We start from the raw sequence: 12122 nt of genomic DNA, 5'->3' as shown, positions 1-12122 counted from the left end.
TGACTCCCTGATGATCGGAGGAGATCAAAGCTCCCTCCTCATTCCCTCAGATGCCCCTCGCATGGTTCACAAAAAAGCACCAAGAACGCACAAAAATTCTGTACCATGAGGCATGACGAAACCGCTGCGCCTGGAGCTCGATCGGTCCGCGAAGATGCCCCTCGCGGAGCAGATCCATAGAGGGATCAGGGCCGCCATCGAGAGCGGTGTGCTCGCCCCGGGCGCACGCCTGCCCTCGTGGCAGGATCTCGCGGCTCAGCTCGGCGTCGCGCGCGGCACCGTGCGCTCAGCCTATGAGAAGCTCTCATCCGACCAAATGATCGTGGCAGCCCGTGCGACCGGCACGCATGTCGCCGACCGCCAGTCCTCCCCAGTGCGGCCTGACAAGGCCCCCGACCCCGGCTCGTTCATGGAGATGTACCAGGAGCTCACGGCTGGACCGGCGATCTTCCAGATGGGCGTGCCGTCGCAGGAAACTTTTCCTGCGAAGTTGCTGGCGCGAATGCGGGTAAGAGCGGTTCGCGCCGAAACGAGCGCACCCGCGATCTACCCGGATCCGCGCGGCGAGCTGGACTTGCGACGTGAGATCGCGGCCTACCTTGCGCTGGCCCGGGGAATAGAATGCGCGCCGTCCCAAATCATCGTCACCAGCGGTTTCACCGGCGGCCTCGGCCTCGCGCTCCGTGTCCTCTGCCTCGGGCCAAAGAAGAAAGCCTGGATGGAGGACCCCGGCTTTCCTTTCACCCGGCACGGTCTCGAACTCGCGGGATTATCCATCGTACCGATCGCGGTCGATGCCGACGGCATCGACGTCGATTTCGGCATGAAACATGCGCCAGACGCCGCGCTGGTTGTCGTGACGCCGGGGCAACAGGCGCCGCTCGGATCCACGCTGTCACTGGCACGCCGCTCCCGACTGCTCGAATGGGCGACCCAGAACAAGGCATGGGTGATCGAGGATGACTATCTCAGCGAACTGCAGCTCAAGGGCCGCGCCACGCCGGCGCTCGCCTCGCTCGACCGCGTCGGCCGCGTCATCCACATCGGCTCCTTCAGCAAGACCATAAGCCCGGCCTTGCGGCTCGGCTTTGTCGTTGCACCGGCGGCTCTTGCATCGCGATTTGCAGAGACTGCGGCTTGCCTCGCGCCGGCACCGGGGCCCGCGGTGCAGCTAGCCACGGCCGACTTCATGCGCGACGGCCACTATCTTCGGCATCTGCGGCGCACGAAACGTGCCTACACCGCGCAAGGCGATGCGTTGCTGAAACAGCTCCGCACGCGCCCTGCGAAGGTTGCGATTGCCGGTCTGGCCGCGGTGCTGCGATTGCCGGACGGAGCACCCGATCTCGCTATCGCCCGGGACGCAGCGTCGTTCGGACTGGCACCGACGCCGCTATCGCTTTGGTACGCTCCGACCGCTTCGGCATGCTCAGGACTGTTGCTGGGCATCGCGACGTCTCCGCTCAAGAAGATCGAGGCGTCCTGCGAGCGGCTCCTTGGGATCATCGACCGCTTGACGTGATCCGTACCCGGCCTCGGCCGCCTCAGCCGGCCAACGTCACGATCAAAGGTCCGTTGCGCGTGGCGATCACGGTGTGTTCGTACTGGACGGTCGGCGCCTCGGGGCTGCTGTAGAGCGTCCACGCATCGTCGCCATTCTCCGCCCACTCGGCGCCCATGGAGAGAAACGGCTCGACGGTGAAGACCAGGCCATCGGTCATGATGCGGCGCTCGGAGCGATCGGGCCATGTTGCGATCTCCGTCGGCTCCTCATGGAGCGACAGGCCGACGCCGTGACTGGCGAGGTTGCGCACCAGGCTGTAGCCGTTCTTCCGCGCAAAGGTCCCGATGGCCTGGCCGATCCCGGCAATCGGCTTGCCGGCGCCGACCTGCTGCAGGCCGGTCCACATCGCCCGCCGGCCGTCCCGGCACAGACGCTCGATCCGGCGCGTCGCGGGCGGAACGGCAAACGAGGCGCCGGTATCCGCGAAGAAGCCGTTCTTCTCGGCCGACACGTCGATGTTGACGAGGTCGCCGCGCGCGATCCGCCGCTCGCCGGGGATGCCGTGAGCGATCTCCTCGTTCACGCTGATGCAGGTCGCGCCGGGAAAATCGTAGGCCAGCTCCGGGGCCGACCGCGCCCCGGCGGCCTCCAGGAGCTTTCGCCCGATCTGGTCGAGCTCGGAGGTGGTCATGCCCGGCTCGAGCGCTTTCCCCATCGCCTCCAGCGCATTGGCGACGATGCGCCCGATCTCTTTCAGGCGCGTCAGGTCGTTGTCGTCGGAAATCGTCATATCGGGGCTCTCTACGAAAGCCGGGGCATAGCGCCTGCGAGGACGGCTTGCAAATCGGAACGCGCCGGAGAATCCTGCCGCAATCGCAGGGCCGTCCCGGCGAAACATATGTGGGCCGTCACGCCACTCCAAGTTGTGATGGCGGCGATCGTCGTATAACGTCGGTCAGGTTGCTCACCTCACCCAGTCGATCGCTTCATGCGCTTGCAAATATTGCTTCTCCTGGCCTTCCTATTCCTTCCCGACGCATTGCGGGCCAAAGAAGCTCCGGCCGCGAAAGCCGGCTTTGCTTCCCGCCTGACGATCTATCTGGCCAAAGGCGCGCCCGATGCGTGCGGGCCGGGCTGCAACCGCTGGATCGCGATCGAGGGCGAGATCGATCAGGGCGCCGCCCCGCGCATTCGCCGCTTCCTTGCCGGCGTCAAGGATTTGCAGCGCCCGATTTACCTTCATTCGCCCGGCGGGAACGTGGAGCAATCCTACGACATCGGGCGGTTGCTCCGCAGCCGCAAGGCCATCGCCCGGGTGGGGCGGACGATCGCGACGGCATGCGCGGCAGGCACCCAAGTGGATGACGCTTGCCTGAAGATCAAGAACACGACCGGAGAGGTCGATGCCGAGCTCACCACCTACCATGCGATGTGCAACTCGGCCTGCGGCTACCTGTTTCTCGGCGCGACCTCGCGCGAGGTCGCCCCAGATGCCGCGCTGGCGGTGCATAACTCCAGGCTGATCCTCAAATTTAGCGGCAATCCACCTCCGGAGGTGGTCGCCGAAGCGCGGCGGCGCCGGATCGCCGGCGCCGACCGCGACCGGACCGCGTTCATCGCGGCAATGGGGATCAGCCGCGAGCTCGATGCGCTGATCCGCACCGTGAAATTCGAGAACCTGCACGTGCTGACGCGGCCCGAGCTCTACCGCTTCGGCATCGACACGCGGCCGCTGGCCGAGACGATGTGGCGGCTTGAGAAGGGATCACGGCCGTTCATTAGCAAGGTCGCCGCGGTGAGGAAGGAGAGCGACGCTTCGTTCCGGACCATGGAATGGCGCCTCTATTGCGAAAACAAGAAGCGCGTGCCGCTGGTGTTCGCGGGCGAGATCGATGCAGCCGCCACCGGCAAGAAATCGATCCTGATGGCGGCCAGCGCCGACCTGAGCAAGGAAGCCGGCGGGCCTCCGGTGCGGTTCGGAAAGTACGAGGTCTGGAACGGCGCCGTCGATCCCGACATGGTCAAGGCGGTGCTGGCCTCGCACTCCCTGCAGGTCCGGGAGACCACGCCGGAGCCGGAGGGAAAGGCTGACGCCACGAGCTTCAACATCGACACGACCGGCCTGACGTCGGTGTGGACCCAGCTCGGGACGTCGTGCACGGCGGCCGCAGCAGGCCCGGCAAGATCCTGGCCGGCGAATTCCCTGCAGCCGACGCCCTGGACGGATAGTCCATGGACAGCGAGTGGTGCCCTGCCGGACGTGAGGGCAACGCCTGCGGCCACGCCCGCGCCGTAGCGTGCGGCGAGCTGAAGCCTGCCCCGTCCGTCAGCCTCCGCCTTCGACCGGCGTGTAGATCACCAGCTTCAGCGCGGGATCGTCGTTGGCCTGAAAGCTGGTGTGCTCGAAATGCAGGACGCCCTTGGTGGGATGGGTCATGGTCTTGCGGCCCGACAATGTGCCGTGCACCTCGTGCGCGCCCCACCATTTGACGAATTCCGGACTGCCCTGGCGCAGCCGCGTCAGCAGCTCCGCAAAGGCGGGATCGCCGGCCCAGACGTCATGAGTGGCGCGAAACATCGCGACCATGCGCTTGGCGACGTCAGCCCAGCCCGCCCCGTAGGATCTTCGCGTGCGCTTGTTGGTCATCATCAGGAGCAGTGTGTTGCGGTCCTCCTCCGGCAGCCGGCCGAATGCGAAGACCTCCTCGGCCGCCGCGTTCCAGGCCAGCACGTCCCAGCGCCGCCCGGTGATGTAGGCCGGATGCGGCAGGCTCTCGACCAGCCGCAGGATCGGCGGCGGCACGATCTCGCGCGTGAACGCGCCCCTCGCCCCATCGCGCGCGAGGGCCTTCAGATGCGCATGCTCGGTCTTGCTGAGCCGCAGCGCGCGCGCCAGCGCATCGACGGTGGTGACCGAGGGGCTGACGGTGCGACCCTGCTCGAGGCGGATGTACCAGTCGACACCGATGCCGGCGAGCTGGGCGACCTCCTCGCGGCGCAGCCCCGCGGTGCGGCGCCTCGCCCCCGGCGGAAGGCCGACGGCCTTCGGCGACAGCTTCTCGCGGCGGGACCGCAGGAAGTCGCCGAATTCGACGCGGCGTGGATCGGCCATGGTGTCGCTCCCGCATGGAGGGCTCAGGGAATACTAGGATAATACCAGGCCTTCCCGCGCCTTCCAAGGCGGCTCATATCGGCCTCACCCGACCTTGAGGTGAATACATGAAAGCCGCCGTACTCAAATCATTTGGATCGAAGCTGGCCATCGAGGACGTGCCCGAGCCGACCCTCGGCACCGGCGAGGTGATCGTCGAAATCGTCGCCACGCGCGTCCTTTCCTACATGAACGAAGTTTTCGACGGGACACGCAATTATGCGCTCGACCTGCCTGTTATCCCCGGCCCCGGCGGCATCGGCCGGGTGCGCGCGATCGGCCCGGACGCCACCAAGCTCAGCGTCGGAGACTGGGTGTTCTGCGACCCCACGGTGCGCTCGCGCGATGATGTGGTGGCGCCCGATATCGCCCTGCAGGGGCTCACCGCCGCCGGCCCCGGCGGCATGCGCCTGCAGCAGCATTTTCGCCACGGCTCCTATGCCGAGCAGATGCGCGTGCCGACCGAGAATGTGAAGCGGCTCGGCGCGATCACGCCCGAGGAGGCGAGCCGATGGTGCGCGCTGGGCACGCTGCTGGTGCCCTATGGCGGCTTCCTCGCCGCCAACCTTCAGCCCGGCGAGACCGTGCTGGTGAGCGGGGCGACCGGCAATTTCGGCAGCGCCGCCGTCTCGGTCGCGCTCGCGATGGGCGCGGCCTGCTTGGTCACCCCGGGCCGCAACGAGACCATCCTCGCCGACCTCGTCCGCCGCTTCGGCGCCCGCGTGCAGCCGGTCAAGCTCACCGGCGATGAAGAGCACGACCGCGAGGCGATGAAGCGCGCGGCACCCGCGCCGATCGATTGCGTGCTCGACATCATGCCGCCCTCGGTCAGCCCGACCGTCGTGCGCGCGGCGATCATGACGGTGCGCCCCTACGGGCGCATCGCACTGATGGGCGGCGTCGGCATGGCCGGCGGCGCGGGCCTTGAGCTGCCCTACCCCTGGATCATGCGCAACTGCATCAGCATCCACGGCGTCTGGATGTATCCGCCGGATGCCGCGAGCCGGCTGATCGCGCTGGTGCGCGCGGGGCTGCTGAGGCTGGAGGAGTATGAGACGACATCCTTCGGCCTCGACCATGCTAACGAGGCCGTGGCCCATGCCGCGGCCAATGGCGGGCCGTTCAGGTTGACGGTGATCAGGCCTTGAGAAATTCAGACGACGGCGTGCCCGTCGTCGCCGATTTTTTCGTCAGTCGGTCCAAGCACTTGGCTACTGTGCATGGGGTTGTTTTCGCGATTTTGCTATTCGAGCTCGACCACCTGGCCGTTCGACAGCGACACGCGCCGGTCCATGCGGCCGGCGAGCTCCATGTTATGGGTCGCGATCAGCATCGACACCTTGGTCGCCTTGACCAGCTGCATCAGTGCCTGGAACACGTGATCCGCCGTGTGCGGATCGAGGTTGCCGGTCGGCTCGTCCGCGAACAGCACGCGCGGCGCGTTGGCCACCGCGCGCGCGATCGCGACGCGCTGCTGCTCGCCGCCCGACAGTTCGGCGGGGCGATGGGTGATGCGGTCGCCGAGGCCGAGATAGCCCAAAATCTCTTTCGCGCGCTTGACGCTCTCGGATTTCTTCAGGCCGCGGATCATCTGCGGCATCATCACGTTCTCCAGCGCGGAGAACTCCGGCAAGAGCCGATGCGACTGGTAGACGAAGCCGATATCGGTGCGGCGGAGCTGGGTGCGCTCGATATCGGGCAATTGCGAGGTCGGCGCGCCGTTGACATAGACCTCGCCGGAATCGGGCGCCTCGAGCAGGCCCGCAATGTGCAGCAGCGTCGACTTGCCGGAGCCCGATGGCGCCACCAGCGCGACCGACTGGCCCGCCCACAGCGCCAGCTTGGCGCCGTCCAAAATCGTCAGCGGCACCTCGCCCTGCAAGTACTGTCGCTTTATCTCGTGGAGATAAATGACCGGTACATCCTCAGCCCCCTGCTGCTCCATCAGCCCCTCACTCGTACCGGAGCGCTTCGACGGGATCGAGGCGCGCGGCGCGCCACGACGGATACAGCGTCGCCAGGAACGACAGCGTCAGCGCCATGATGACGACCGCCGTGGTCTCGCCGATGTCGATCTCGGCGGGCAGCTTCGACAGGAAGTACAGCTCCGGCGAGAACAGCTCGGTCGAGGTCAGCCAGGACAGGAACTGCCTGATGGACTCGATGTTGAGGCAGATCACGAGGCCGACGACGAAGCCGACCAGCGTGCCGACCACGCCGATCGAGGCGCCCGTGATCAGGAATATCCGCATGATCGATCCCTGCGAGGCGCCCATGGTGCGCAGGATGGCGATGTCGCTGCCCTTGTCCTTCACCAGCATGATCAGGCCGGAGACGATGTTGAGCGCTGCGACCAGCACGATCATGGTCAGGATCAGGAACATCACGTTGCGCTCGACCTGGAGCGCGTTGAAGAAGGTCGAATTGCGCTGCCGCCAGTCCACCAGGAACACCGGCCGGCCCGCAGCTTCGGTCACGGCCTGGCGGAAGGCGACGATCTGATCGGGATTGGTGGTGAACACCTCGATCGAGGTGACGTCGTTGCTGCGGTTGAAATAGGCCTGTGCCTCCGCGAGCGGCATGAAGACGAAGCCGAGATCATATTCGGACATGCCGATCTCGAACACCGCGACGATCTTGTACGGCTTGATGCGCGGCGTGGTGCCCATCGGCGTGACCGCGCCCTTCGGCGCCACCAGCGTGATGCTGTCGCCGGCATGCAGCGACAGCTGGTCGGCGAGACGGCGGCCGATCGCGACGCCCTGCCCTTCGTCAAACCCCTCGAGCGAGCCCTGCTTGATGTTCTTGGCAATCGAGGTGAGATTGTTGAGGTCGTCGGAGCGGATGCCGCGCACCAGCACGCCCGAGGCGTTCCACGGCGAGGACGCCAGCGCCTGGCCGTCCACCACGGGTGCGGCCAGCCGGATGCCTTTGACCTGGCTGAGGCGGTCGGCGACGTCCTTCCAGTCGGTCAGCGGCGATTCCAGCGGCTGCACCAGGATGTGGCCGTTCAGCCCTAGGATCTTGTCGAGCAGCTCTTTGCGGAAGCCGTTCATCACGGCCATGACAATGATCAGCGTCGCCACGCCCAGCATGATGCCGAGGAAAGAGAACCCGGCGATGACCGAGATGAATCCCTCCTTGCGGCGCGCCCGCAAATAGCGCGCCGACAGCATCCACTCGAATGGCGCAAAAGGCGCGGTTTGCACGGTTTCTGTCATGGTTTCATCCATCGCTCGATAATCCCATGATTCGGGGTCAATTGTGGCCGGATTGGCGGCCGCGATCTCGGGCGATGAACAATATTCAGCCGACCGGCCTTATCAGCCCACAAGTCTTGCGACCGCGTCCGCAGGCGACATGGTCTCGCGGGAGCCGTCACTGCGCCGCTTGATCTCGACCTTGCCATCGGCGAGCCCCTTCGGCCCGATCATGATCTGCCAGGGGATGCCGATCAGGTCGGCGGCGGCAAACTTTGCGCCGGCGCGCTGGTCGGTATCGTCATAAAGCACGTCGACGCCCTTGGCGGTAAGCTCCGCATAGAGCTTCTCACAGGCCGCATCGACGGCCGCATCGCCCTGCTTGAGATTGAGGATCGACACGCGGAACGGCGCCACCGCCTCCGGCCATTTGATGCCGGCATCGTCATGGCAGGCCTCGATGATGGCCCCCAACAGCCGCGAGACGCCGACGCCGTAGGAACCGCCATGGATCGGCACGTCGACGCCGTCGGGCCCCGCCACCATCGCCTTCATCGGCTCGGAATATTTGGTGCCGAAATAGAAGATCTGGCCGACCTCGATGCCGCGGGTGTTCACCCGCTTGTCGGCGGGCACTTCCTGCTCAAAGCGCGCGGCATCATGGACATCCTCGGTGGCGGCGTAGAGCGAGGTCCACTGCTTGATGATCGGCGTCAGGTCGCTCTCATAGTTCACGTCCTCGCCCGGCACGGGCAGGTCCAGCACGTCGCGATTGATGAACACGCCGGACTCGCCGGTCTCGGCCAGCACAATGAATTCGTGGCTGAGATCGCCGCCGATCGGGCCGGTCTCGGCGCGCATCGGGATTGCCTTCAGCCCCATCCGCGCGAAGGTGCGCAAATAGGCGACGAACATCTTGTTGTAGGCAACGCGCGCGGCGGTCTCGTTGAGGTCGAACGAATAGGCGTCCTTCATCAGGAACTCGCGGCCGCGCATCACGCCGAAACGCGGACGCTGCTCGTCGCGGAATTTCCATTGAATATGATAGAGATTGAGCGGCAGGTTCTTGTAGGACTTCACATAGGCGCGGAAGATCTCGGTGATCATCTCCTCGTTGGTCGGCCCGTACAGCAGCTCGCGCTTGTGGCGGTCGGCGATACGCAGCATCTCCGGGCCGTAGGCGTCGTAGCGGCCGCTCTCGCGCCAGAGGTCGGCGAGCTGAAGCGTCGGCATCAGGAGCTCCAGTGCGCCGGAGCGGTCCTGCTCCTCGCGCACGATCTGCTCGATCTTCTTCAGCACGCGGAAGCCAAGCGGCAGCCAGGCGTAGATGCCAGCCGCCTCCTGCCGGATCATGCCGGCGCGCAGCATCAGCCGATGCGAGACGATCTCCGCCTCTTTCGGATTTTCCTTCAGGATGGGCAGAAAGAACCGCGACAACCGCATGGCAATACTCGTGGAATCAGTGGTGGCCTGCAGTGAAACCGGATTGCGAGCAAAAACACAAGACCGGGAATGAGGAAAAGCCGCTAACGCATCGGAATTCCTGTCATTTTTCCGTCGGACTTCAAGTTCAGTGCGAGCCCCACATTAGGGCGGCGTGACGTCGAGTTCATCCTCCAGCGTGATTTGCTCGAAGTCGCTCACCAGCGCGTCGATCCGCACGTGCCACCGGCCGGCAAAGGGAAGCTCGACCTTGCGCACATGCCAGTAGCCGTCCGGCCCGAGCGAAGCCTTCCGCTCCATCGGCTCGATGCCGCGCTCGGGCAGGCTCAGCGTCAACGTCGTTTCCTTGGCCGCAAGCGGCGTCCCCTCGCCGGTCATGAGCTGGAGCACGAAATCATCGACGCCCGGCCTGCCGGGCGACACCAGCACCTGGAACATCGCCTTGTCGCTGTGGATGTGGATCGCCAACGGCGTCTCGGGAACGATGGTGCGCGGCGGCGGCGTGAAGCGCCAGCCGGCGACCAGGGCGAGGATCGCCAGGGCAATGGCGCATTCGATCAGGATCGAGCGCTTCAGCGCGTGCGCTCCTGCCCCGTTCCGGGCCAGAGCCGGAGTCAGCCGGAACCGATTGAGCGCAGCCAGCGCCAGCAATCCCGTGACCAGGACAAGCTTGGTCGAGAGGATCAAGCCGTAGCGGGTCGCAACCAGAGCTCCCGGCTTTTCGAGCTGCACGATCGCGAGTGCGAGGCCGGTCAAGGCCAGCACGCCGACCGCCAGCGCGGCGATGCGGGAAAAGCGGCTCACAATCGGCAGCGTCGCCGCCGTCGGCCGCGACACCAGCGTCATGAGCGGCGCGAGAGCACCGATCCAGATGGCGACGCCGAGGCCGTGGAAGAAGATCGCCGAACGCGTCAGCGCCTCCGGCGGCGCCGTTGCGGCGTGCCCGGTCATGGCGAGCGACAGACCGACGCCGACCAACGCCACGAGCGCAACAGCGCGCGCATACCACGCGCTGCGCAGCGCCACCAACGCGAGCAGCATCGCTGTGACGGCCACGAGCAAAGCCGGGCCGGCGCTGGTCGCGAGCGCGACCTTCCAGGGGGCGGCGGTCGTGATCGCTGACGGCGGCAGGCCGAGAAGGTCGAGGCCCAACGCGCCAACAGACGCTGCAGCGCAGGGGATGCCGATGGCAAGCGTTACGCGCGGGACGGCCATCCCGGTCATCGACCATGCGATCCAGCGCGCAAAGAACACGCCGCCGACGCCAACGAACAGTCCGAGATAGAGGCCGACCCGGGCAAGCCAGATCACCATGTTCAATCCGCCGTCCCTGGCGGCGGGTGGCTTCGTCGCCGTCGGCGTACCGATGGAGAAGATCACCGATCCCGTGACAGGATGACCGTCCTGCGAAATCACGCGATAGCTGACGACCGCGGTCCCCTCGGGCAGATCCGCCGGCATCGCGACCGAAATCGTCTCGCCGGATGCGCTGACACGCGCATCGTCGCGCGCCCTCCCGGCGCCGTCGATCAGCCGGATCGCGCCCGGCGTCACCGCCTCGCTGAAGCGCAGCTGCACCGCCTTGGGCGGAGCCGCGAGCATGCTCCCGCTCGCCGGCTCGACCGAGACGAGGGCCGCATGCGCCCATGCCGCGCTCGCGAAGCCGGCAGCAAAAAGCAGGGTCGCGAGCGCGGCGAAGAAGCGCATCAGGGCTTTGGCAGCAGCTTCACGCCCGGCGCCGGCGATTTGCCCTCGGACTTGCTGTCATGCGAATGCCCTGCCCCCTCGGCCGGAATCTCGATCCAGCGGCTGACGCCGGTCTCGCATTCCTGGACGACAGGGAAGTACAGGGTCGTGTTCGCCTTGAGGCTGTTGGCGAGGAAGGCGCTGAGGACGAACTCGTCATAGTGCTTGTCCGGCAGCTTGCCGCCGGACCACGCCACCTCCTTCACGCCGGAGGACAGCTTGTTGCCATGATAGTCGTATTCGGCGGTGTATTTGCCCTCGACGACATCGACGCTCCAGCCCGCCTTCGGCATCGGCTTCACCGCGATCACCCCTTCCGGGATCTGGACGCGGATCTTCACCGTTGGCGAGCCCGCGCAACCGTGCGGAATGACGAACACGGCCTTGTAGGACGTGCCGACCGCGGCTTGCTTGGTCTCGAGCGACACGTGCGCCGCCGCCGGCGAGGCGCCGAGCGCGGCTATCAGGAACAGGCAGGAGCGCTTCGACATGATCAGCCTTTCGAGAGTCCGTATCAGTCTCATTTCATTTTCATTCCCGAATGATCCGGCATCTTCTTCATGTCCATGTGGCCGGAATGCCCGGCATCACCGGGGGCCTGCGCGCCGACGCCCTGGACGTCGAGGGAGACGGCGACCTTGCCGGCCTTCTCGAATTGCAGCGTCACCGGCACCTTGTCGCCCTGCTTGAACGGTCCCTTGAGCTCCTGCAGCATCAAATGATAGCCGCCGGGCGCGAACTTCACCGTCTTGCCGGGATCGATAGCGAGCCCCTTGTCGAGCGGGCGCATCTTCATCACGCCGTTGTCCATTGCCATCTCGTGGATTTCGGACTTGCCGGCGATATCAGCTGACACGCTGACCAGCCTGTCCGGCGTCGTCCCCTTGTTCTCGATGACGAGATAGCCGCCCGCGACCTTGGCGCCGCCCGGTGTCGCCCGGCTCCACGCCTGCGAGATGACGAGATCGCCGGCCTTGACGTCGTCGGCGAGCGCCGGTGCCGCGGAGATCGCAAGAGCAAACGCAGCGAGCAGCACGTTTTTCGAGATGGTCTTCATGTCGGTGTTCCCTTTGCAGAC

The 12122-nt window shown here is 65.9% G+C and carries 11 protein-coding genes; 3 read left to right on the top strand and 8 right to left on the bottom strand.

Translation table 11 applies throughout. The features are described 5' to 3' along the window. The first annotated feature begins 112 nt into the window (after nt 1-112). Nucleotides 113-1522: a MocR-like pyridoxine biosynthesis transcription factor PdxR gene (gene pdxR / locus TSA1_RS31460; RefSeq protein ID WP_100179719.1), complete on the top strand. Its 1410-nt coding sequence runs from the start codon at nt 113-115 to the stop codon at nt 1520-1522. 22 nt (nt 1523-1544) lie between these two features. Here the strand turns inward: pdxR and map are convergent, their stop codons facing one another. Next, the gene (gene map, locus TSA1_RS31455; protein WP_100179718.1) at nt 1545-2294 is read right to left on the bottom strand and encodes a type I methionyl aminopeptidase; all 750 of its coding nucleotides are present in this window, start codon (nt 2292-2294) and stop codon (nt 1545-1547) included. Between the two features lie 198 nt (nt 2295-2492). Here map and TSA1_RS31450 point away from each other — a divergent pair, with 198 nt between their 5' ends. After that, on the top strand, nt 2493-3800 hold the full coding sequence (locus TSA1_RS31450) for a hypothetical protein (RefSeq protein ID WP_100179717.1): 1308 nt from the start codon (nt 2493-2495) through the stop codon (nt 3798-3800). Between the two features lie 30 nt (nt 3801-3830). Here the strand turns inward: TSA1_RS31450 and TSA1_RS31445 are convergent, their stop codons facing one another. Continuing rightward, entirely contained in the window at nt 3831-4616 is a 786-nt protein-coding gene (locus TSA1_RS31445) for a helix-turn-helix transcriptional regulator (RefSeq protein ID WP_100179716.1), read from the bottom strand. Between the two features lie 107 nt (nt 4617-4723). Between TSA1_RS31445 and TSA1_RS31440 the strand changes: the two genes are divergently transcribed. Then, nucleotides 4724-5803, top strand: a complete 1080-nt coding sequence (locus TSA1_RS31440; RefSeq protein WP_100179715.1) for an alcohol dehydrogenase catalytic domain-containing protein — start codon at nt 4724-4726, stop codon at nt 5801-5803. Between the two features lie 95 nt (nt 5804-5898). On the opposite strand, the gene TSA1_RS31435 is transcribed toward TSA1_RS31440, so the two are convergent. The 6 genes from TSA1_RS31435 to TSA1_RS31410 form a co-directional block, all read right to left on the bottom strand. After that, a complete protein-coding gene (locus TSA1_RS31435; RefSeq protein WP_174719152.1) occupies nt 5899-6600 on the bottom strand; it encodes an ABC transporter ATP-binding protein in 702 nt (233 codons plus the stop codon). A 7-nt stretch (nt 6601-6607) separates the two neighbouring features. After that, nucleotides 6608-7888: a lipoprotein-releasing ABC transporter permease subunit gene (locus TSA1_RS31430; protein ID WP_018642337.1), complete on the bottom strand. Its 1281-nt coding sequence runs from the start codon at nt 7886-7888 to the stop codon at nt 6608-6610. Nucleotides 7889-7978: 90 nt separating this feature from the next. Continuing rightward, entirely contained in the window at nt 7979-9298 is a 1320-nt protein-coding gene (proS, locus tag TSA1_RS31425) for a proline--tRNA ligase (RefSeq protein ID WP_100179713.1), read from the bottom strand. 144 nt (nt 9299-9442) lie between these two features. Continuing rightward, on the bottom strand, nt 9443-11005 hold the full coding sequence (locus tag TSA1_RS31420) for a copper resistance CopC/CopD family protein (protein ID WP_100179712.1): 1563 nt from the start codon (nt 11003-11005) through the stop codon (nt 9443-9445). Further along, on the bottom strand, nt 11005-11535 hold the full coding sequence (locus tag TSA1_RS31415) for a YcnI family copper-binding membrane protein (protein ID WP_100179711.1): 531 nt from the start codon (nt 11533-11535) through the stop codon (nt 11005-11007). The genes TSA1_RS31420 and TSA1_RS31415 overlap by 1 nt, the downstream gene beginning before the upstream one ends. Before the next feature lie 29 nt (nt 11536-11564). Next, on the bottom strand, nt 11565-12101 hold the full coding sequence (locus tag TSA1_RS31410) for a copper chaperone PCu(A)C (RefSeq protein WP_100179710.1): 537 nt from the start codon (nt 12099-12101) through the stop codon (nt 11565-11567). Nucleotides 12102-12122: the final 21 nt, after the last annotated feature.

Source organism: Bradyrhizobium nitroreducens (assembly GCF_002776695.1).
GTDB lineage: Bacteria > Pseudomonadota > Alphaproteobacteria > Rhizobiales > Xanthobacteraceae > Bradyrhizobium > Bradyrhizobium nitroreducens.
The sequence above is the reverse complement of the archived record's forward strand: the minus strand, read 5'-3'. Positions and strand labels throughout refer to the sequence as shown.